General features: G+C 57.3%; 12 protein-coding genes and 1 other annotated feature. Of the genes, 6 read left to right on the forward strand and 6 right to left on the reverse strand.

The window, feature by feature from the left end; all coding sequences use genetic code 11:
• Nucleotides 1–34: 34 nt before the first annotated feature.
• The 3 genes from HU230_RS44205 to HU230_RS38610 all read left to right on the forward strand — a co-directional run bounded on the left by HU230_RS44205 (nucleotide 35) and on the right by HU230_RS38610 (nucleotide 9,086).
• A complete protein-coding gene (locus tag HU230_RS44205) occupies nucleotides 35–778 on the forward strand; it encodes a helix-turn-helix domain-containing protein (protein WP_176533732.1) in 744 nt (247 codons plus the stop codon).
• A gap of 396 nt (nucleotides 779–1,174) precedes the next feature.
• A complete protein-coding gene (locus HU230_RS43910; protein ID WP_176533731.1) occupies nucleotides 1,175–2,968 on the forward strand; it encodes a PAS domain S-box protein in 1,794 nt (597 codons plus the stop codon).
• A gap of 646 nt (nucleotides 2,969–3,614) precedes the next feature.
• A complete protein-coding gene (locus HU230_RS38610; RefSeq protein WP_176533730.1) occupies nucleotides 3,615–9,086 on the forward strand; it encodes a DUF4011 domain-containing protein in 5,472 nt (1,823 codons plus the stop codon).
• A gap of 104 nt (nucleotides 9,087–9,190) precedes the next feature.
• Here HU230_RS38610 and HU230_RS38615 read toward each other — a convergent pair whose 3' ends face one another.
• Nucleotides 9,191–9,946: a hypothetical protein gene (locus HU230_RS38615; protein ID WP_176533729.1), complete on the reverse strand. Its 756-nt coding sequence runs from the start codon at nucleotides 9,944–9,946 to the stop codon at nucleotides 9,191–9,193.
• A 59-nt stretch (nucleotides 9,947–10,005) separates the two neighbouring features.
• On the opposite strand from HU230_RS38615, the gene HU230_RS38620 reads away from it, so the two are divergent.
• The 3 genes from HU230_RS38620 (at nucleotide 10,006) to HU230_RS38630 (ending at nucleotide 14,336) form a co-directional block, all read left to right on the forward strand.
• Nucleotides 10,006–12,186 (forward strand): AAA family ATPase, encoded by a 2,181-nt coding sequence (locus HU230_RS38620; protein ID WP_176533728.1) that lies wholly within the window; start codon nucleotides 10,006–10,008, stop codon nucleotides 12,184–12,186.
• Nucleotides 12,187–12,392: 206 nt separating this feature from the next.
• A complete protein-coding gene (locus HU230_RS38625; RefSeq protein WP_210284313.1) occupies nucleotides 12,393–13,520 on the forward strand; it encodes an McrC family protein in 1,128 nt (375 codons plus the stop codon).
• A gap of 378 nt (nucleotides 13,521–13,898) precedes the next feature.
• Nucleotides 13,899–14,336, forward strand: coding sequence for a hypothetical protein (locus tag HU230_RS38630; protein WP_018268855.1), 438 nt, complete (start codon nucleotides 13,899–13,901; stop codon nucleotides 14,334–14,336).
• Here the strand turns inward: HU230_RS38630 and tnpC are convergent, their stop codons facing one another.
• The 5 genes from tnpC to HU230_RS38655 form a co-directional block, all read right to left on the reverse strand.
• Nucleotides 14,337–15,920: an IS66 family transposase gene (tnpC, locus tag HU230_RS38635; protein ID WP_176535223.1), complete on the reverse strand. Its 1,584-nt coding sequence runs from the start codon at nucleotides 15,918–15,920 to the stop codon at nucleotides 14,337–14,339.
• A 99-nt stretch (nucleotides 15,921–16,019) separates the two neighbouring features.
• Nucleotides 16,020–16,370 (reverse strand): IS66 family insertion sequence element accessory protein TnpB, encoded by a 351-nt coding sequence (gene tnpB / locus HU230_RS38640; protein WP_166202960.1) that lies wholly within the window; start codon nucleotides 16,368–16,370, stop codon nucleotides 16,020–16,022.
• A complete protein-coding gene (gene tnpA / locus HU230_RS44210) occupies nucleotides 16,367–16,768 on the reverse strand; it encodes an IS66-like element accessory protein TnpA (protein ID WP_166202958.1) in 402 nt (133 codons plus the stop codon). The genes tnpB and tnpA overlap by 4 nt, the downstream gene beginning before the upstream one ends.
• Before the next feature lie 97 nt (nucleotides 16,769–16,865).
• Nucleotides 16,866–18,034, reverse strand: a protein-coding gene (locus HU230_RS38650) for an IS3 family transposase (RefSeq protein ID WP_420840822.1) whose coding sequence is annotated in 2 segments (ribosomal slippage) — nucleotides 16,866–17,737 and nucleotides 17,737–18,034 — 1,170 coding nt in all. Because the reading frame shifts where the segments join, the coding sequence is not laid out codon by codon here.
• Nucleotides 17,634–17,750: a sequence feature (AL1L pseudoknot), on the reverse strand. It overlaps the preceding gene by 117 nt.
• Nucleotides 18,035–18,993: 959 nt before the next feature.
• On the reverse strand, nucleotides 18,994–23,553 hold the full coding sequence (locus HU230_RS38655; RefSeq protein ID WP_176533726.1) for a Dyp-type peroxidase: 4,560 nt from the start codon (nucleotides 23,551–23,553) through the stop codon (nucleotides 18,994–18,996).
• Nucleotides 23,554–23,556 lie beyond the last annotated feature (3 nt).

The raw sequence follows: 23,556 nt of genomic DNA on the forward strand, positions 1-23,556 counted from the left end.
GCCCGAAAAGCTGTTCCGATACGGGCAAGTTCTGATGAGTTGGCAGGTAACAGCGTGGGCATTGCACCAGAAAGTCGGCCATTGCGGGCGGAAGCTTTTGCTCCTCGCAATCGCGAACTATGCCGACGAACACGGTTATTGTTGGCCCTCGCAGAGGACACTCAGCGAGCATGCTGAAATGTCTCTCGATACGGTTCAGAGACAGACCAAAAAGCTGATCACTCAGGGCCTAATATCCGTCACGAGGGCGCCCAAACGCCGCGGTCAATGGCAAACGTTTCACTACCAGCTCAATATGTCCGACGCGGCAACCAAGCCGCAGATCGCGGCTACGCCTGAAATCGTCCCGCCAGCTACGGGTAACCCGTATCTGGTGAGTGCAGATTGCGGCTTGACCAGGCCGCACCGCGGACGAAGCCCGGGCCGCATAGCTGTGCGGCTTAAACCTTCAATAGAACCTTCAATAGAACCTTCAATTGTTATAGCCGATGAGCGTTCGCGAGCGAGCGCCCATCCACCTACGGCTAACCCGCACATGGACCGGAGTACAAAGGCGACGACTAGCGTTACCGAGCGACTGAAGGCCTTCCAAGCTAAGCAGGAGCCCACCGAAGTCACCCAGAACCGCATAGCTCAACGTGTTGGCGGCTGGGAAGTGCTTATGCGGATGACTGATCGCGAACTGGAGCACATCACAGCATTGGAGCGACGTAGGCAACTCGACGACGGGACGCTCTATGAGGCGGTCTTGCGGTCGATGTCCGTCGATCGGTCGTAACAGGCCGCCCGCAGCTTGCTACAAAGTCGGAGCACCATTAGAGCTCTAAAGTCGGGCTCTTTGCTGCTTGGACTTCGAGCCCCGGGGGGTGGGCAAAAGTCTGGAAGCTTGGATACGCGACCGGTCTCCATGGTTCACACGCAAAAAGTTCGGAAATAAAAACAAAAAGCCCATTTGAACAAAAGGTGGGGGGATCGCACGGGGGTGTTGGTTAACCGCAAAAAGTATCGCTGGTACTGCTCGGCCGCTGAAAAGCGGGGTATCAATCGGAAGGCGTTTAGTAGTGGTCGACTTGACCTTGGGAACCAGTTTTCCTTGCGAGCGTTGGGCTACGTTTTAAATCACCTAACCTGAGATTTACAATTGAGTGCTTTGACACAAGATGCTGGATCAGACGTGCACCGGCTGCTCCGGCAATTGCAAGCGCGCGAAGCGGAGCTGGCGCTGATCCACCGGATCGCCGGTATTGGTGGAGTAGAGGTCGACCTTCGAGACGGCTTCCGCAACCGCAGGTCGCCCGAATATTTGATAATCCACGGCCTCCCTCCGACGGCAGCCAACGAGACTCATGAGGACTGGGTTGCGCGCATCCATCCTGAGGATCGAACTCGCGTCGAAAGCCAGTTTCTCGATTCTTTGGCAAGTACCGCCTCGGACTACTCAGCTGAATATCGCATTATTCGGCCGAGCGACGGCCGGACACGCTGGGTCCGGGTCGCGGCTCAAATCGACCGAGATACCGATGGTCGACCGATCCGTCTGATAGGCGCGCACTTCGACGTGACGGACGCAAAACTTGCCGAACAGGCTCTCCGTGAGAGCGAGGAGCGATTTCGAACGATAGCCAACAGCGCGCCGATTCCAATGTGGGTCACCAAACTCGACGGCGATCGCTCATTCGTAAATCAGGCGTACACGGAATTCTTTGAGTTGAATTACGAGGAGGCGCTTAGACTTGATTGGCGCGCCCGGGTGCACCCGGAAGATGCCGAGCGAATCCTGAAGGCCGAGCAGCTGCGAAAGCTTGTGCCAGTGAGCCGTGATCCACCTAAGAACTTATTCGCGGTCGAGATCAGAATCTTGCGAACGAATGGAGATTGGAGATGGATCAAAGCCGTATCCCAGCCTAGGTTCGATGAGCACGGAGAGCATGTCGGCTTTATCGGTGTGGCACTCGACATCACCACGGCCAAACAGGCCGAGATTGAGCTTCGCTCGTCCGAAGAGCGTTTCCGACTCATGGTTGAGAACGCACCCGTGATGATCTGGATGAGCGATGCGGCCGGGAAATGCGTCCAGCTCAATCAGATGCTACGCGAGTTCTGGGGCGTTTCAGCGCAAGGAGTTCCAGAATTCGATTGGAGCGATACATTGCACCCGGAAGACCGCGCGAGCGTAGTCAGCAAAGTCTCCTGTGCTCTAAATGCACGTAGCGACTTCGAGCTGAAGGCCCGTTACCTCGATGCGAAGGGCCGCTATCGCATGCTTGAAACTCGCGCCCATCCTCGCTTTTCGACTTCGGGCGAATTTATGGGAATGATTGGAGCAAATGTCGACGTCACCGAGCGCGACGAAGCTGAGAAGGCCCGCGAGCTGCTCGTGGACGAGCTCAACCATCGCGTCAAAAATACGCTTTCGATTGTCCAAGCCATCGCGCACCAGACTTTCAGGAATAATGCCGATCCTATTGAGGCACGACATGCGTTTGAGGGGCGGCTTATTGCACTAGGGCACGCACACGATCTGCTCACGCATGCAAACTGGGAGAACGCGTCGCTGGCGGAGCTCGCCGAGACAACTCTTGATGCCAAGGGGACAAACGCGAATCGGATATCGCTCGCCGGCCCGAGAGTTCTGCTGACGCCAAAACAGGCCGTTTCGATTGCGATGGCGTTGCACGAGTTGTGTACGAATGCGAGGAAATACGGAGCGCTCTCCAAGGACGAGGGCCGCGTGCAAGTTGACTGGAGAAGAACTAGCGGTGCAGGGGCACAGCTCGGTATCATTTGGCAGGAAGTTGGCGGCCCGGTGGTCTCTCCGCCGGCTCGCCGCGGCTTTGGATCTACGCTGCTCGAACGTACCTTGGCTCATGACCTTGACGGGGAGGTGACCGTCAAGTTTGACCCTGAGGGGCTTCTTTGTCGAATAGCACTTCCCCTGGATGGCGCAGTCGCAGGGCTTGGCGACTAGAAGAAGGTACGGCATACGCCGATCTTCGTAGAATCACGTAGCGGTGGTTCACGCGCAAAGAGACCGCGATGAGGCTCGAGTTCAACCGTTCTGTCCTCGAAAAGCCGTCGATTGATTGGGTGGGGGGTGGCTAATTCCTCAGGCGCGTCTCCGCTCGCGGACCGGCCCCACTCTCATTCAGGGATTTTTTTTCAGCGGAGCTAGGTTTTGGGCCCATATCGTTGGACCATCCGGTGGTCTTTGGTTTGACGCCGGCAGAAATGCTCGCTCTGTCCGGTACTTACAGAAACACAAAAGGGCGACAAGCTTGGCAAAGTGCTGTGGCGGAGGAAAAGCCCGGCATTAATTTGCTGCCCGTCTAGTCGATCAACTCGCTCCGGTAATAACGCCGGGCTTGTACGGACCTACTTTCGTCGGGAGTGGGCATAATCTTCTGGACACAACGCGCGGCTGTACAACATAAAAAGGTAGCGGTTGAGCATAACTCGCAGCTTTAAAAGCGAGATGTCAGGGGCGGTAGTGAACTTCGATCCACAAGCATTTGCGCTGAATTTGAGCTCGCTTCGACCTTTCCGTTCGTCCGGGCGGCTTTTCGCCCCAATATCGCTGCACCACTAGGACCTTTTGGTCCTAAGCTCCCCGATAATTGAAGGTCAGCTCCAACATGAAGCCTGGATCTGAAAGTCTCGACACGCTGATCCGCGCGAGAATCGAGAATCTTCGTCCAAAGCTGCTCGATCTGAGTAGGCGCAATCCTCTTATTTCGACCAAACTCGGTCCACGCTCGAACGCTCATCTGAGAACCGTGGACGAGCTTCCGGACGTGCTGTTCTTTGAACTCTGTAATGGGCAAGAACTGGAACTGATACCTCTTCCACCCCTCGAAGGGGATCCTCGTGACGAACAGGCAGACGCGTTCCGCGAAGCGCTCATCAACGCGCGACTAACAGACGACGACTACGTTGTCGCTATGGAAGCCGTCGATCGAGACGGCGATGATTATCTCGACAAGACCCGCACTGCAGAACGCGCTCTTAAAGACCGAGTGAGACAGCAACTCGGAATGCCGCCGCGAGTGCAAAAGTCCGAAATTAATCTTACCCAGCACGCCAAGAATAACGGCATCCTTCCTTCTTACGATCTGCCCGCGGTCGAAGCCGAGCACGCCGACGGACGCCATACGGACGACAAGATCCAAACCCTATTGCTGCCTAGCGATCTCGAGCGAAAGCTAAATGCGATCATGTCCAAGAGCCGGACCTGGCTACAGGAAACCGGCATGAACGTGCTCCATGTTGCGTTCGGGTTTCTGGAGTGGTCGGAGGATGATCGGGGTGAGAGCTCGTTCGCGCCTCTTATCCTTCTGCAGGTCGAAATCAAGCGTGTCCGAACGGCGCAGGGCCCCAAGTATTTCATCGCTGGAATGGGTGATGTGCCAGAGTTGAATGCTGTCCTCACTGAGAAGCTGAGCCTCGAATTTTCGATAGAAATGCCCAGATTCGACGGAACGTCGGTTGAGGCTTACCTCGCCGACGTTGGGAGCGTCCTGCCTAAAAACAGGAAATGGCGCGTCAGACGTCAGGTCGCGATCGGCGTCTTTCCTTCTGCTCGAATGGCAATGTATCACGATCTCGATCCGAGCCAGCCCGGCTTTCCGCAAAACGATGTTGTGCAGTCACTTCTTGCTGGCTCGGAAGCCGCTGGAGCCTCGCCCTTCGCCGACGAGTATGAAGTAGATAAGCCCGACATCGAGGCCAAGGTGCCGTGCCTCGTCATGGACGCTGACTCATCCCAATTCAGCGTTCTGGTCGATATAGCCGACGACCGGAATTTGGCAGTTGAGGGCCCACCAGGTACGGGCAAGTCTCAAACGATTGTAAATGCGATTGCCGGAGCGCTTGCAGCGAACAAAAAGGTTCTCTTCGTCGCCGAGAAGCTTGCCGCTTTAAACGTGGTCAAATCGCGGCTCGAGGCAGTCGGCTTGGGCGAATTCTTGTTGCCGCTTCAAGCTGAGAAGTCGACGCGTGAACAGGTGATTGAGTCCATACGGGCTCGACTGGATATGCAGCAGAGCCAGGCAATTCGGGGCTATGACACTAAAATCGATGAGTTCCGGCGTGTTCGTCAAGAACTGGCGGACTACATCGACCTGCTGACAACCGAATTTGGTCAATCCGGACTGACGGTCCACGCCATCCTTGGGAAGAGCATCGCGACCAGTGATCGGCTAACCGGAATTTCGAACGAAGCGCTCGAGCGTTGTAAGCTTCGGAGCGAGACGCAAACAGCTTCAGGTTTATCGGGGCTCGTGCAAGTGGGCCTACAGATCGAGAAGGCTCATGCAGAGGTACTCGTCTCGGGTCTTGCGTGGAAGGACACCCAGCTTGTTAATCCCGACCGCTTTACCGTTGAAGAGGTGTGCGCACTTGCCGCCAAAGCTTCCAACGAAGCTCGAGCACTTTCGATTGCATTGGAAGCACTCCAGCCTTGGGGCCTTGAGAATCAGATTCGTTCGAGCTTAGAGGCGCTTCGGGAATTCCTGCCGGCGTGTACCGAGCATTTGCAGATGCACTCACCAGAGCTGGTTCGCCAGGTGCTCGCCGAGGGTAAAGCGAGCCAACTAGCTTCGTTTCTCAAGGAATGCGACGATCTGAATGCAACCGAAGATCGACTTGCGTCCGAACTTGCGGAGGAACCAGGCGCGGCGGCCTTAAAGAAGATCCGGCGATTGGAGGAGATCTGCGTACGCGCCACACTTTCCTCCATCAGCGAAGGCGAGCTAGCCCAGGAGGCGCAGAGCCACCGAGCATCAGCAAATACAGCTCGTGGGATAGCGGCTAAGTTGTTGCCGCTCGTCAGCGCTCATGAGGCCGCAAAAAGTTGGTCGCTGGATGATATAGGCAGGGCGCACGCTTTATGTCGAGAAGTCGGGCGCGAAGCACTTGCGATGAGGACTGGAAAGCATTCGCAAGAGGACGCTCACTTTCACTTGCGCCGATTGTGCGAGGAGGGGCAGCAGCTACAGAGTCTGCGGACAAGCCTTTCGGAGAAGATCTCCCTATCTGCCGATGTTTCGCCTGGATCACTTGTCGCTTGCGTTTCAACTTTCCGCAGCGCCGGAACATTTTCCTTTCTTTCATCTAAGTACCGCGAGGCAAAGCGGCTTTTCAGGTCGATCTCGCGTTCGTCAAGGTTCTCTAAAGCAGAGGCAATCCAAAGCCTCGATGAGTTTCTTTCATTCCAGCGCAGATCTGCCGAGTTCAACACGCAGGCCGATGCGAGTGGCCTATTTGGGTTTTACTATCGTGGTTTGGACACCCACTTCGAGCCGTTCGTTCGCTTGGCGCGGTTTCTTGAGGGAATCTCAGGGGAATTTGGTGGACCCGAGCACATCTCATTGCGCGGGCTTTTGCGCGACGGCCCATTGAGCCAACTCGACCTATTTCCCGCAATTCCTGCCACGGGTATTTCGATCAGCTTTGCATCCCTGGATGAGCGGATCGCCGCTGCGGAACAGGACGCTGCACGGATTGACCATGCGATAGGCGAGATCGAGCAAGTTGCCGACGTGATCAGAAATCGGGAGGTCGGGCTCGCCGAAATCCGAGATGTAAGGCTGCGGTTGGAAAAGCTTATATCGCAGCGCCGCGGCCTCGACGATCACCAACAAGCGCGCGAACTCTTGGGCGAGCGTTTCGCCGGTCACAAGACCCAAAGCGAGCACCTGGGGGCGCTGAGCAAATGGGCGCAGTCGACCGAAAATCACGCCTCTCTGCTCCGGAATGTCCTCTTCAGGGGAGACCCGCTGGCGGCTTCTCAAGCTATCAGCGCGGCGCTGTCCTCAGAGGACAAGCTCACGACCACTTTGGCCAAGCTGGCCGAAATTGCAAAGATTGAAGCGGATGCATTTACGCGCGATCGGAGCCTCTCCGAGGCCGCCGAAGCACTCGAACAAGCATCCTTGGACGGAAGTGGTCTATTTGCGTTCGCGACCTTCGCGACAGCGCTTACCGATGCCGGCCCGGAAGGAATCCTGCCCCTCGTACAGGAAAGACAGCGGCATGGCTCCTTAATAGGGTTGGGCTCTCAAGTTGAAGCGCTTGCTATACGCCAGTTGGCTAAGGCCGTGTACGCGCAGTTGGGTCGCAAGCTCAGCCGATATCGAGGTGCGAGGCTGGACGAACTCAGAGCTACCCTCGTCGAGAAGGATCGAGAATTAATTCAGTTGTCGCGTAAGCAGCTTCGCGCCACGGTGCAGGCCACTGCGCGTCCACCGATGGGCAATGGGATTGGCAGAAAGTCCACCTGGACGAACATGTCGCTGATTGAGAATGAGATCAACAAAAAGCAGAGGTTCATACCCGTTCGCGATTTAACGCAACGGGCCGGAGAGGCGCTGATCGAACTCAAGCCCTGCTGGATGATGTCACCCTTGGCGGTTGCGCAGTACGTGCCAAAAGGCAGCATCCAATTTGACCTTTGCATTATCGACGAGGCCTCCCAAATGCCACCGGAGTCTGCGATCGGCGCTCTTTTGCGCTGTTCGCAAGCTGTGGTTGTTGGCGACACTAATCAGCTTCCACCGAGCAGCTTCTTCAAGACGGTGATTGATGACGAGGAGGCAGACGAGGATGAAGCTGTCTCAAACGAGTCGATACTGGAAATGGCCAATGGCTCATTCCGTCCAGCCCGGCGCCTTCGTTGGCACTACCGCTCGCGCCATTCGGGTCTCATCAAATTCTCAAACAGATTAGTCTACGATGACTCTCTCATCGTGTTCCCCTCCCCGACAGAGGCGATCGCGCATATGGGGGTCGAGTCTAGGAACGTGAAGGGACGCTACAAAGCCGGCACCAATCCGGTTGAAGCGAAGGCGATGATCGACGCGATTGTCGAGTTCATGCAAACGGATCCTGATAGGTCGCTTGGTGTGGTTACCCTGAATCAGAAGCAGCGTGACCTTATCATCGAGGAGTTCGAATACGCGGTCGCGAACAGCCGTTCGGTACAGAAGTATGTCGACGCGTGGAGGGAACGGAACGACGGTCTCGAGGAGTTTTTCATCAAGAATCTAGAGAATGTACAGGGCGATGAGCGCGACGTCATATTCATAGGGACGGTATACGGTGCGGAGGAACCAGGCGCTCGCGTCATGCAGCGTTTTGGTCCCATAAATGGCCTCGCGGGCAAGCGGAGATTAAACGTCCTGTTCACCCGTGCGAAGCAAAAGATCGTGACGTTCTCGTCAATGACTGCTGGAGATATCGAGGCGGAGGAGAATAGCAACGCCGGTGCGCACATGCTCAAGCGCTGGCTGGAGTATTCGGCGAGCGGTGTTCTCGATTCCGGTGAGACAACTGAGCGAGAGCCAGACTCAGACTTTGAGCTATTTGTCATTGAACAGATAAAGGCGATGGGCTGTACCCCCGTGCCGCAGGTAGGGGTGGCCGGCTATTTTGTCGATATTGGCGTTCGTCATCCGGATTGGCCACATGGGTTTGTTCTCGGGGTCGAGTGTGACGGCGCGAGCTATCATTCGGCTAAGTCAGCGCGCGACCGTGACCGGCTTAGACAAGAGATCCTTCAAGGTTTGGGTTGGAGGCTGCATCGAATCTGGTCAACGGACTGGTTTAACAGCCCCCGTCAAGAAGCAGAGAAGCTCCGGAAGGCAGTAATCGATCAGCTTTCTGCTTTGAAACGCCGTGAAAAGGAATTTCTTAGGACCCCCCAACCCGGCGCCACGTCTCCCGAAATCAGGTTAAAGCCCGAACGACGTGCGTCCGATGTTCTTAGCGATAGCAGGCCGATTATTGTCGCGCCGTCTGATGCAAAGCAACCGAGCTCGAACAATGACCGAAGAGTGGAAGTCGGAGACACGGTGAAGTTTCGCTATCTGACTGATGACAAGAGGACGATCAATGTGACCATCAGTAAGGCGCAATCCGATACCTCGCGCGGAATTATCCACCACCTCACGCCAGTGGCGACGGCTTTGCTCGGTGCGGAAGAAGGCGACGAGGTCGAGGTCCTTGTAGGAAGTTACATCCGGCCGGCCATCATAGAGAGGATCTCAAAGGGTAATCCTGAATCAAATATCTCAGCGGGGCACGGTCTCTGAAGCCGGTCATCCTCTCGGCAGTGTGGCGTCTGTCGGCCATTGGACGACTTCTTCCATACCATCTCATTTGCGAATCTAGGAAGATCAAGCCCTTCCTAAGGGCTTTACTGATTGCTCGCAGTCCGCACCTGCTCAGCATAGGGAAGCAGGGACTCCGCGGCCTGCATTGCAGCGTCGATAGCATCTCTTTGAGTTTCGACGGGAGAAGCAATATCGACCGGAAGAGTGCGTGTGACGAGGTGAACCGTCTTGTCGTGCCGTTCGATCCTTACCGAAGTCGGCAAGTTTACTAACGTCGCCAAAGCTATTTCCTTCCAACGGCCCTCGCATACCAGAGCGACCGTAGATTTCGCAAAACTGTGTACCAAGCGCATGTACGTCGGAAAGTCCGTTGCTTTGAAGTAGCATGCTTTATCCCTGCCGCTCTGGCGCGTGATGTCGAATCTGTTGTATTTGGCTAGCACATAGGTGCGGTAATCCGCCTTGAATCTGCTTAGCGAGCTATCCTCGTCGTTCGATCCGGGGTCCAATTGCTGCAAGAGAGTCACAGTCACGACGTGGCCGCGTGGCCCATCGTTGGGGGCCTCGATTGCTCCTGCCGCGACGGCGTGGCCGAGGCAGCCTTTGTCCATACGCAGCTGCTTGCCATTGAAGTTCAAAAATACGGGGATCTCGTCGGTGCCGAGATGCCACGCAATGTTCCTCAACTGCTTTAAGAAATGCTCCTGGCGCTCAGGATTAGCCGGAGATGTATTCTTTTTTATAGAGCGAGCGTCAAAAGTGGCGTCTGATGCGACGAACGTCTCGCTTCCTCTGCCGTATTCCTCATAATCTAATGGTACGGCCGTCCAATCGGGCATTGTTCGAAATCCGGCTGCGCTATCTACTTTCGTTCGTATGATAATTTGGAAAATTACCTATGAGTCAAGCTGACGATATCCGTTGGTTCGTACGTGCAAATTTCATTGAACCGGCAAGGGCCCGTGGGGACACGTCCGTTTCTGTCAGAGCGGGTGATGTACAAAAGCAAATGGGTCTTAGTGACGCCATCCCAGCTGTGTGCAGTGCAATTGGGAGCGACAAATTTCTTGTCGACGCAAGCGTTTCGCAGATTTCGCGGGAAGGACCTCAGAACAGCTCGACGACGGTCTTTGCATTCGCGCCGAACAACAATGAGCAAATCGATACTGAGAGCGCAGAAGCCGAATTGCGTCGCCGCTATGGAACGCCTGACGTGGATACCAAATACCTGGTGTCATTCGATTTGTCGGACAAGAGGGCGATAGCGCTGCAGCGCGGCAATTCGATTGTACAGCTCTGGTTTGAAGACAGCGGAGCTAAAATCCCAGTCGTTGAACAAAGATTGTATGAGGCAAATGAGGGGCGACATTCGAACTTGCCTAATCGCCTGACTCATCAACCCGCAGTTTCTTTCAGAGAGAAGGGATTTCCCCGACCCGTGCGAAGCGTGCGGGTGACGAGCGCAGCGCAGCTAAAGTTTGCGTTGGACTGGTACGAGCGCTTTGACTTCGCAGATGAAGCGGCAAAACGTAATGCAACAGAATTGAAGGACGAGAATATCGTGGCTGGCCAAACGGCGACCAACTTGATCCTTTATGGCCCGCCAGGCACTGGGAAGACATACTCGAGTGCGCGTGAAGCCGTGTTGCTGTGTGATGGAAAGTTGCCAGATGGCGTTGGTCGCGGAGCAGTTATGGCGCGATTCAATGCGCTCAAAAGAGCTGGTCGCATCGCTTTCGTAACGTTCCATCAGAGTTATAGCTATGAAGAATTTGTGGAGGGGCTGAGGCCTGATACGAGCCCCGACCAGGAGGCGGACAATCAGACAAGCACGGGTTTCAGATTGAAGCCGACAGATGGCGTCTTTAAGCGTGTGGCGTCAGTGGCTAAACAGGCCGGTCATGCGGCTTCAACGGACATTGATCTAAGCAAACGTGACTTCTTCAAGATGTCGTTGGGCGCGGCGGACGGCGATGAGGAAATTTATCGGGCGGCTATAGAGGGAAGCTACATCGCCCTAGGATGGGGTACGGGATTCGATTGGAGTAACTCCGCTTATGAGCAATTTGATGCGATCTTGAATGAGTGGCGAACCAAAGACCCGGACGTCAACAGCCAGAGTTCTCGGGTCCGTCAGTCTCACTACATGCGTGCGGTAATGAAGGAAGGAGACATTGTCATTATCGCGTATGGGAATACGGAATTTCGAGCGGTGGGCGAAGTTATCGGGCCGTATGAGTACCATGGTAATGCGCCCCAATTTCGTCATCGACGAAAAGTTCGCTGGCTACGCGTGTTTGAGCGGGCTCTCCCCGTCGAGACGATCTTACAGGGGAAGTTTACGCAGGCCGCGCTCTACAAGCTGGATACGGCAAAGCTCAATCGCTCCGCGCTTGCAACGCTTATTGGCGAGACTGAAAATGAGGGTCGACCTGGAGGCGCGCCACTTCCCTACGTTCTGATTATCGACGAAATCAATCGAGCAAATGTTTCGAAGGTCTTCGGCGAGCTTATAACGCTTCTAGAGCCGGATAAGCGCCTCGGCCGCATCAACGCGTTGACCGTCACCCTGCCCTATTCCGGAGAAGATTTTGGAGTGCCTCCGAACCTGCACATCATTGGCACGATGAATACAGCGGATCGTTCTATTGCGCTGCTAGATACAGCCCTGCGCCGAAGATTTCAATTCAAAGAGCTAATGCCCGACGCAATTCTTCTTAGCAGAGATGTAGAGGGAGTTGACCTGTCGTCTGTTTTGCTTCGCCTGAACGAGCGTATCGAGTATTTATTCGATCGAGAGCACCAGATAGGACATGCTTACTTCATGGAGTGCGATACGCGGGAGAAGTTGGATGACGTGATGCGAAAGAAGGTCATCCCGCTACTGGCCGAGTATTTCTATGACGATTGGGAAAAGGTGCGAATAGTACTTGGGGAGACAAGCGATGAGGGGCGTTTTATCAATCGCATCAGACTGCCCGCGCCATCGATGCTTCCGGAAGCCGATATAACCGAGCGATTTCGGTATGCAATCCGTTCGAAGTTTGAGGATGGAGCCTTCGAAGGCCTGATGCAATGATCCGTCGGACAGTAAGGGAGTGGACGGGGTTACCAATTGAGGCGCCGTCGAGTGGGGCGGGTGCTTTTACCCGGCCTCTCGCTGAAAACTTGCTGCGAGTCGCTCGGCGGACAAAGCTAGGAGGTGATGGCGGAGCGAGGATCTTAGTGGATAGATCCTCAAGCCTTTTGGCGCAACAGGTTGTTGGAGTTCTCGTTGCGAATGGAGTGACCCTGGAGATTTTGCCAAAGATCGAGGGCGCAAGTGACGATCAGGCAGTTCGCCGAAGCTTAGTACATATGCTGGCGAAGGTTCTCGATCTTGATATCGCCACAGGTCCGGTCACAGCGCTTGGTTGGCAGAGTGACAATATGCTCGAGATCATCATTCGCATGTTTTGCGGAAAGCTGTTTGCCGCGCTCCGCCAGGGAATTCCGCGGCAGTACACGGAATTGGAGGAAGACGTTACAGCGCTGCGTGGGACCCTCGATGTAGTTCGACAGTTTACGATCATGGTGTCGACGCCACAAAAGCTGGCGTGTCGATTTGATGAATTGAACCAGAACGTCCCTCTAAATCAGATCATGAAGGCGGCGATATCGCGTCTTCGTGCAATCTCCTCGAATATTGAGAATCAACGAAGATTAGCCGAGCTCATGTTTGCTTATGATAGTGTGGCGACTGTCCCGATTGGCTCGCTGCGCTGGGATCGGGTTCTCATCGATCGAACCAATGCGGCTTGGGCAGAACTGCTCCGATTTGCGAAGCTGTTTCTCCAACATCAGTTCCAATCGACAACGTCGGGCTCGGTTGAAGGGTTTTCGCTACTCTTTGAAATGAACACGCTTTTTGAAGAGTTTGTCGGGCGGATCCTGCGGAGCGCTTTACGAGGGACAGACCTTGCGGTGCAGTTGCAAGGACCTAGGAAACACGCGCTCATAGATCTGCATACGGGGGCGGCGCGCTTTGCGACGCGACCTGACATCGTTGTGAGTCGAAATGGCAAGCCCCTGTTAGTGATCGATACAAAATGGAAACGGCTCAAGGGAGCAATCGACGATGCAAAGCGAGGAGTAGGTCAGGCCGATGTCTACCAAATGATGGCCTACTCCCATGTTTACGAGTGCGATCGCCTGATGCTGCTTTATCCTCACCATCACGAGCTAGCGGAACACGAGGGCCTGATCTCGCTTCATCAGATTACCAATAAAGCGGACAACTTGATCGGAATTGTGACTGTAGGGCTGGTGGACCCCCAAAAGGTGGGAGTGGTTCTTAAGGGATTACTACTCGGTGAGAATGGCGCATTTGATTTGAGGTCGGGCCGGTCGGCGCTGACATCGAGCCGTCACTGAATAGTTGAGGCACTCCGGAAACGTTCGTTTTAGGCTGGTTCATTGTAGGCTGTCGCTATAATTGGAGCACCTTCCGCTCACGCTTTGCTGTTCCATCCTGCGTGAACCGCCCCGGGATTGCCGGAGGCCATTTGGTTTAAGTTATGCCGCCATGGCGGGTTGTTCCAGCATGGCGTAGTAGCGTTGCTCGGCCTCGGCCGGCGGTATGTTGCCGATGGGCTCGAGGAGCCTTCGGTTGTTGGTGAGCGTCACGAGAGGATCACGGGTGCCTGGGCTTGACTTGCGCGGAATGCTCTGGATAGCGCGGTCGGGATGATTGACGCCGCCGGCGCGCGGTGATGGGTTGATCCCGGTTCGGAGCGGGCAACGGGGATCAGAATGACCAGCGAGTCGCAGCTGCGCGAGAAGCTTCGGAAGATCGAGGCGTTGTTCGTGGGTGCCGGAACTGCTGGTGAGCGCCTTGCAGCGGAAGCCGCGCTGCAGCGGGTGCGGGCCCGGGTCGAGGAACTTGCTCGCCACGATCCACCGATCGAACAGCAATTCTCACTTCCCGACCAGTGGTCTCGGCACCTGTTTCTGGCGCTTTGCCGCCGATATGGGCTGCGGCCGTTTCGATATCGCCGACAGCGACGTAACACGGTGATGGTCCGTGCGTCACGGGGCTTCGTTGATCGAGTCCTGCTGCCCGAGTTCACCGAGCTGGAGGGTGCGCTGCAAGTGTATCTGCACGAGGTAACGCTGCGCGTGATCCGCGAAGAGATCTACGACGACGCCAGCGATGCGCAGGAAGTTCCCGACGCCTTGCCGTCGAACTGATCAAGCGGCGAGCTTTGGCTCCGAACCATCGCGCTCGGCTTTCCAATTCCACGGCAGCAGCGTGTTCAGCTGATTGATCTTGGTACGTCCGGAGACGATGCGCTCGAGAACATCAGTAAGATAGTGCCGTGGGTCGATGTCGTGAAGCTTTGCGGAGTTGATGAGTGATGCGAGAGTGGCCCAGGTTTCGGCGCCGCCCTCACTGCCTGCGAACAGATAGTTTTTCTTTCCCAGCCCGATCGGCTTGATGCTGCGTTCGACCGTATTGCTGTCGATCTCGATGCGCCCATCATCGATGAATCGCGTCAGGCCATCCCAATGGTTGAGGGTGTAGCGGATCGCCTTGCCAAGGCCGGATTTCTTCGAGACTTCCAGCAGTCGCGCCTCGAGCCAGGGCTTGAAGTCCTCGATCAGCGGTCTGGTGTCGGATTGTCGCACCGCAGCTCGCTGCGTCGCCGGCAAACCGCGAATGCGATCCTCAATGGCGTAGAACATCGCGATCCGCTGCAGCGCTTCCGCGGCAATCGGCGATTTCGTCGCGATGTGGACGTCCCAGAACTTCCGCCGCGCATGCGCGAAGCAGAACGCCAGTTGTACCAGACGGCCGCCGTTTTTAATCAGCCCCTTGTACCCGGCGTAGCCGTCGACCTGCAGGATGCCGTCGTAGTCTCCAAACAGCTGCCTGGCGCGGATTGCCTTGCGATCCTCGGCGAACACGTAGACTACTGCCGGCGGCGCCGGGCCGCCCCACGGGCGGTCGTCGGTGGCGATCGCCCAGAACTGGCAGACTTTGGTTCTGCCACGGCCGGGATCGAGAACTGGCAGCGGCGTCTCGTCGGCAAACAGCCGCGGGTAGGACATCACTGCGCGGCGCAACAGCGCGTGAAGCGGCTTCAGCCACCAGGCGACGCGGCCCATCCACGAGGCCAGCGTTTGCCGGTCGAGCGTGATGCCTTGGGCGGCAAACATCTGTTCCTGGCGATACAGCGGCAGCTGGTAGCCGTATTTCATCACCGCGACGTGGGCCAGCAAGGCTTCCGTCACCATTCCACCGTCGATCGCCTGGGCCGGCGCGGGTGCCTGCAGAACACCCTGGCGGCATCCCCGGCAGCCGTACCGTGGACGCATGATGCGCTTGACCCGGTACTGCATCGGAATGACGTCGAAGGCTTCCTTGACGGTCTCCCCGATCTTGTGCAGCTGCTCGCCGCAGCAAGGGCAGATGTGGCTCTCGATATCGATCACGACATCGATGCGCGGCAAATGCTCCGGAAGCTTCCCCCGGTTGCGTCGCGCCGGTCGCTTTCCACGGCCCTCCGCTCCGTCAGGCAGCCTGCCTCCGGTCACGTCGTCGTTGGCGGCGGCACGAACCGCCTGTGCCCTGATGGTGAAGAGAGACAGCTGTCCGATATCCAGTGTCTCGGAGCGCGGACCGAAGATCGTGCGCTTGTACTGGGACAGGATTATCAGGAGCTTGTCGTTCTCCTGGATCGCAGCGTCGCGTTGGGCGATCGCTGCATCACGCTCGGTCGCCAGCGTGCTGCATTCCTCCGACAACGCCGCAAGCCGTGACGATAGCGTCATCACGGCTTGTCGGAGCAATGCTGGATCGGAAGGCAAATCACTCATGCAGAGCGATTCTACAACAACTCCGCATGAGTGACGAACGACTCTTGATAATGATCAACCAGCTCGCATCGGCTGATCCACAACTCGCATCGGCACACGCTTCCAGTCCGAGCCATCGAGCAGCACCGAGAGCTGAGCATGAGATAGCGACATGACGCCTTCCTTGATCGGCGGCCAGGTGAACTGCCCCTCGATTCTTTTGTAGTAAAGGACAAGGCCGCTTCCATCCCAAGTCAGGATCTTCACGCGATCTCGGCGCTTGGAGCGGAAGACATAAAGTCCGCCGTCGAACGGATCGGCTCCAAAGGCCTCGCTCACCAGCATCGCCAGCGAGTCCATGCCGCGGCGGAAATCGACCGGCTGCGTCGCAATCCAGATCGACAACCCAGCTCGAAGCCCGATCATCGACCAACCGTCCCGACCGCCGCCAGCACCTCGCACAGTGCCTCCCGGTCCACTGTCCCCCTGACACGGATGCGAATCGCGCCGACCTCGATCTCGATCGCCGCCTGCTCCTCACTCGGGCGCCCACAGCCGGTGATCGCGACCGGCACAAAGCCAGGTGGCATGCCTCTGTCCCCGCGCTCCGCGACCTGCGCCCGCGTAGCCTGGCGACGCCAGAGAAACAACAGGCTTGGACTGATGTCGTGTCGCCGCGCCACTGCGGACACGCTTGCGCCCGGCGCAAAACTCTCCGCAACAATCGCCGCCTTCGCATCGGTCGACCAGCGCCGACGTCGGCCCGTCCCGGTGATGATCTCGACACGCTGCAGCGTGTCGGCGCCGTGTTCGAGGATAGGCATATGCCTATCCTTATCGCTATCCTTACGACTATCCTTTGACATTGTGACCTCGCGACAAACCATTCCGCGAGATCTTCCTAGCCGACCAGATCAACCCTCAGCGCGTGGTCTCCGCATGACGCTCACGGTTGTTGAACCAGTCCACCCATTCCAGAGTCGCGAACTCGACGGCCTCGAAGTGTCGCCATGGTCCGCGCCGATGGATCACCTCGGCCTTGTAGAGGCCGTTGATCGTTTCGGCGAGAGCATTGTCATAGGAATCTCCGACGCGGCCGACAGAAGGCTCCACGCCTGCTTCAGCCAGGCGCTCGGTGTACTTGATGGAGACGTATTGGCTGCCTCTGTCGCTGTGGTGCACGAGCCCGCCACGATGGAGCGGTCGTCGATCATGCAGCGCCTGCTCCAGTGCATCGAGCACGAAGCCGGCATGCGCCGTGCGCGAGGCCCGCCAACCCACGATCCGGCGGGCATAGGCGTCGATGACGAAAGCGACGTAGACGAAGCCGCTCCAGGTCGCGACATAGGTGAAGTCGGAGAGCCACAGGACATTCGGCCTTGGCGCCTTGAACTGGCGGTTGACGTGATCCAGCGGGCATGGCGCGGCCTTGTTACTGATCGTGGTTTTGACGGTTTTGCCGCGGATTACCCCTTGTAAAGCCATGTCCCGCATCAGTCGCGACACTGTGCAACGGGCAACATCAAAGCCTTCGCGCTTGAGCTGCCGCCAGACCTTGCGCGCGCCGTAGACGGAGAAGTTCTCCTCGAACACGCGCCGGACCTCGATCTTCAGCCTGGCATCCTGCCTGGCGCGGGCCGACAACTTGGCCGGATCGCGCCGCTTGGCGACATGAGCGTGGTAGGTCGAGGGGGCGATCGGCAACACCTTGCAGATCGGCTCGACCCCATGCGCCCCACGATGATCGTCGATGAAGGCGATCATGGCTTGGACCGGCGGTCGAGCTCCGCCATCGCAAAATAAGCGCTTGCCTTACGCAGGATCTCGTTGGCTTGCCGAAGCTCGCGGTTCTCCCGCTCAAGGGCCTTCAGCTTGTCGGCCATGTCGGTCGGAACGCCGGCCCGCTGCCCGCTGTCGACCTCGGCCTTCTTGACCCAGTCATGCAGCGTCTGCGGCGTGCAGCCAATCTTCGCCGCAATCGATGTCACGGCCGCCCAGCGCGAGGGGTGATCGCTTGCGTGATCCAGAACCATCCGAACCGCACGGGCCCGAACCTCGGGTGAAAACTTGTTCGTCGTCTTGCTCGTCATGGCTCCACCTTCTCAAGAGTTGGAGCCTCCGGCAATCCCGGGGCGGTTCAAAGCGCTTTGTCGTCGCAGCGGCTGGTAATGAAGGCGGTAGTGGATGTTCGGCGAAACGTATTCTGCTTGCCAATGAGCCCGAATTCCTCGTCCTGCAGACTGGGCAGAACTGCAAGGAGGTTCTGATTGAATTTTGGTGGGATGACTCGTTTGCAAAGGGAGTTTCGATCGAGGCGGAGATCAATGAGGTTCTTGCAAATGGCAAGCTAGCCAAGCATGGCACGCTTGTAATCGACCCGGCCAATGCGGGAGCCACGCTAGCAACCAATTCCATCGGCCTTCCCTCCAACATAGTCACGCACTCACTCTTCGGGGCCCCATGCCAAGATGGTTTCAGGTGCATCGCCTTTGGACTGAGTTCATCTCCTTTGAGCTCCCGTTTGCCTCCGCTTCGTGTAAGGTTCAAATTGAATGCGACTACTGATGTCGCGATCAACAGCTGGATTGTGGTAGCCGAAGAACCTCGCCTGACAGCATTCGTGGAGGGCGGCCCCGAAGGAAGCATCGCGGTGCCGGCTAGCGATGAAAAAGTACTCAGCGTTGCTGGACTTGGGCACTTGGGAAAAATTTGGGAAGGGTCATCCCGTGGTCCAGCAGCCGAATACGACACGACGAGAGCTCCATCAGGAAGCCCGTACATGGCCCATCTAGCCAACCTGAGTGGAACTCTGGGTACTAGTTTCGCAAGTCCGCGAGCTTGCGGGGACGTAGTTGAGGCGCTCGCAAATCCAGCCAAGCTAAAGAACTGCGCAGATGTCAAATCTCTGTTGGCCGAAACGTATGGCCTGAAAGCTCTGCGCAAATGGAATCCTCGGATCGGCTATCACAAACAAACCAAGTAAGTTGCAAATGCCGAACCGAGTGCGAGGCCTCGTGAAAGCGTGGAAAGGCCTTACTGTAATGAGCAGCTATGGAACGTCCTTAGCTCCGGAGCAATCACTAGTCGCCAAGTGAGATGTCGCATTCGGTTGGTTCAAATCGGCCAGAAACATCAAAGCCGACCGGCTGGGCAGGAAAAAATAACCCCCACCGCGCGCCGTGACAAAGTTGCTACTTCCGGCCAGCGACAGCGATCCGGCCGATGTTGGGATCGTGAAGCGCGTCGAACGATCTTCAGACTTCACCGACGCGATCGGATCGGGCTCATTAGTGAGGCCTGCAAAGCCGGGAGCATTCAGCCAGGATTGTTGTATGAACTCAAATTGGCGCTCGAGATCGGCGCATATACCTACAAACAGAAGCCCCTGCTCGTTCTCTTGCTCGTAAGGCCTGCCGCGTCGCAGAAGCCGATGGCGATTGGTGATTTCCAGTTGGGAACTGTCGTCGGGAGCAAGACTGCCGCGCGGGTTTGCTCGTCGAATATGGGCGCCAAACGGGCAATAATAGCCCTGAGGATCGTCAACGCCGAAATCCAAATCGGTATCGGAGCGCAACCGGCGCTCGTTGCGATGTATGTGATGGCCCGATCGATCCTCGCGAGCCTCTGCCTCGTCGTGGTGCTCGCCCGCAGGGGGCTCGGATGTATCGTGTTTCTTTGATGGCGCGATGGGACGGTCGATTAGCGGCACGCCATCATGCCAACGGCCCATCATCTTTGCTTCGACCCACTCCCGTGTGACCGGTCCTCCCAGTTGATCCGCAAGGCGCGGCGTCTCGCGCAGCTTTTCGGCGCGTTCCTCAGCGAAATCATGAAAGTCTTTGACGCGCTGCCGAAGTTGGCGGATCGCAAGAAAGCTTCCATTCCGCCCAAAGTCACGAACTTGGGGCCGTGGGTCCTGGAATGCCGAGAAGCGAGTGTCGGCGGAGATCGGAACGGAGCCCAGCCTGTTTCTGATATCTTTCTCGCGCGCGATGACGGGGGTCGGCGGATAATATCCCTGATTGTTCTTGTAACCGAGCAAGAACTCGCCCGGCTCCATGATGTCGCGGGGTTGCACGCCTCGGACAAATCGCTGCGTCCCGCGGATGACGGGCTGGGAGATGCCGTCGCGAAAACCGAAAGGCTCGTAGCCGAACCCCTTCTTGGTCGGCTGGGTATCAAGCTGGTACAAGATGCGGGCGCCGCTTGGCAGATTGTCCTGATGGCGGCGAAAAAGAGCATCGACCTCTTCCTTGGACCTCCCATATAACAGGAGGATGGCGTGTGCCCCGTTTTCGGTGCTGGCATCCGACCATCTCCATGATGCATCGGTGTCCTCAGGTTTGATGTCCTCGGGATCTGGATCCCCCAAAATGCGATGTCGTGAGGCCATCCCCATATTGAAGACGGCAGGAAACGTCGCGACCGCAGAGGAATTCTTCGGGCCAGGTAAGCCGAGATTGGACAGGCCCGACGCGGTGAACGCGACAAAGGTCGCTGTGTTCTCGCCATCGCCCATCGAGGGACGGTCGCCGAACGTTATCTCGAAAGGGCCATGCGCAAATGTGAGGTTGGCACCTGTATGCGTGTCCAAACTCGGTACGAGAGTCCTCAACCATTCGGCGCACGCTGTGCGCTCGGGAAGGCGGATCTCTACAAATTTCATGTGCTCAAGATGTCTGAAGCCGCGGAAGATGATCGACTGCACCTCCTGCGTCTCGAGCTCCGCATCGGTCTTCGGCATTGAGCCGAAATAGCTGAGCCATGCGCGAGCCTGCGTGTCGGTGGAGGCGCGCGCCAACTCCCAGCAGATGACGGCATGGTTGCGGATCTGATCGGCTGTAAGGTCCGGAAATCGGTTGAACCAGAACTGCGTTGGCTCCTGCTGACGGCGGACCCATCGCTTGAAGCGGTCCCCGTCCTCAGCTCCGCCACCAACGAGAAATTGCGTCCGTGGGAAGCCGACCGCGTTGCTCCACGCCGCACTTTGTCCGGCATGAGCTTTGGTGATGAAGTCCTCCAGATAGCTTTCCCAGCTGCCGTCGTAATTGGAGAGGAAAACGAGGTGCTCCGACCGGGGCGGACGGAACCAGCGCGCGAAATGGATGGTCCCCATGTTGAAAATGAACCCGGGGCGGAACGCACGCGCAACGACTAGCTCGATGCCCCAGAGAGCAATCCCCAGGGTCAGCTTCCGGAAAACACCTGGCTTGAGCGGGGACACGGACAGAAAGTGGTTTTGTACAAAGCCTGGAACGCTCTCGTGTTTGGCGATCTCGCGAAGCTTGGCAAGATCCGGTTCGAAGTCCTGCGGCTTGTCGTGGATGTCGGCGTAATGGAGCCTCAACAAGAACGCGGTGACCACGATGCCAACCAGCGTGACGGTGCCGAAACATCCCGCCACCAGCGCGATCGCGCATTGCCCAAGAGTCATCGGCAGGTCGTCTACGGCAAAGGAAAAGCCGAGCCATTCGAAGCAGGCGACGCTGATGAGGATCGCAGCGAGGCTCAGCCATCCATAGACCGGAAACAGCGTCGGCGAACCGAGGATCGCCAACGTGCGGCTTGGCGGTGCTTGCCAGGCCAAGGTTTGTGGCTGCTGGCGGCTCGGGATCATGAGATAACGTCTGAATTCGCCGCCCTCGGACAGGAATTTCCTGATGTCCGGGTCAGTATTATTCCGCCATCTCGGATCGCCCTGAATGAGACCCCGAACAAATTTCAGGATGTCCACGGCATGACTGCCGAATCCAGCATGAAGCGAGACGAAGTAATCGACAGTGCTGCGGCAGTACCGCGCCAAAAGCTTCTGCCGCTCGATGTCATCGATGGATTGCCCCGGTATGCCATAGAAGCACAGCCCGGTCGTCCCCCATGGCCGCGCATGAAGGTCGAGCATGTGAGCCTTCAGCATGGTGACGAGCGATCGTTTGCTGCTTGTCTCGCGCGGTGCGATGTTCCCATCGGCTGCGGATTCGAACAACGGTTGCAGCCATTTGCTTGCGTGCTGGCCAACCGCGTCGATCAGGGAATCTGCGTCGCCGTCGCCGTTGAGTTCCAACAGGAGATGGGGGGCAGGTACTTGTGATTCTCCAAGGTCAATCAGGTTTAGCGAGGCAAAGTGGACGACGCCCGTTGCTCGAAAGGCCTCTGCAATGTCTGGGTTGGCCGGATTGCCGAAACTACAAATTCTGTCTCGCCAGGCCTTTTGGTCGGCGTTCTGCGCCAATGGCGCAAGGATTGTGACCATGCTATGGCTTCGCGAGCAGCCTTCAGGCGCAAATTCCATGTCGAGCCGGCGTGGAAAGGGCCCGACGCGATAAATACGTCCCCATCGGTCATTGCTTGCAGTTAGCTTCTCCTGCTGCAGCAGCACTGCGAGCACCTCGGTGACTTGCGCCATCGCCAGCGCCTTTCCGAGGCACGCATGGACCCCCGATCCGAAAACCAATTCATACCCCTTGTCGGGTCTGTCGCGCATCGCCGAAGCCGTTGCGACAAGCAGCACGGAATTCTTGCGAATCGACCGCTCGCTCAAGCCATGACCGATCGTTCCACCGTCCTTGGCATAGCGCCACTGCCCCGGATTCAAAGCCGGATTGAGCTGCGCCGCCGCGAAGAGAACGGAAGTCAGCTTCTCGCGTGCTCCGCCGGCGTCTTGCTCTACGGCATGGCCCATGCTTTTTGCGGCAGCCTTGGCGGCCCGCATTTTGGCAGGGTGCGTCAACAATTCCTCGACGATGTTGCCAGCGGCCAGAGTGGTCGTTGGAATAAATCCGGTGATCATACCGACCATGATGGCGCGAACTGCGTCGTCAGAGATGCCCGCCGCGACGAGTCTTTGGAGAATTGTACTGTCAAGACCGCTGGGGGGTGGTTGGCTCGGAGCAGCCGAGAGGCGCGCCACAGAGTCGTCGATGACCGATCGGACGCGCGCAGCTCCCGCAAGTGCCAGCTTTCGGATGGCAGGTTTGCCAAACGGATCGGCGAAGAGCAGCGCGGAAATGGACATCGCCCACTCGGCGAAAGCGTCGGTGTCGTCGATCCACAGCCCGAAAAACTCGGCGCATGTTTCCGCCGCGACCCGGGTGATGAGATCTTTCATCACGTCGATGCGGCCACCGGACGCGTGTATCAGCGTGGTCGCGATTTCCCCCGATCGGCGAATGAGCCATTCGGTATCCCCGTCGTGTGAGAGGTCAGCAATTAGCTTGTGTTGGCAGCGCTGCTGATCGCCGTTGAGACCGAGCACAAAGGTTACCGTGCCACCTCCCAGCTCCTCCATCTCAGGGCCATAGGGCACCGTGAAGGTGGCCGGATTCGAAAGCACCTCGCGGACGTCGGCGTCGCGCGTGACGATGACGAGGCGGCCGAACCTTGGGATGGGCCAGAATATCCGGAAAAATGCCAAGATGGCCCGCAGGGCCCACAGCCAAATGCGCCTTGTGATTGGCGACAAAAGCCCGTCGGGTCCCAGATCATCAAAATCAAAGCTGCCGGCAGGCGTGGTGTCTTCGTCCCTGGGCTTCTGTTCGGCCGCCGTGATCTTGTCGAAATATTTTAATGTCCACGCCTGCTGAATATCCCCAAACGCTCTTACGGGCCCCATAAG

The organism is Bradyrhizobium quebecense (assembly GCF_013373795.3).
Classification (GTDB): Bacteria; Pseudomonadota; Alphaproteobacteria; order Rhizobiales; family Xanthobacteraceae; genus Bradyrhizobium; species Bradyrhizobium quebecense.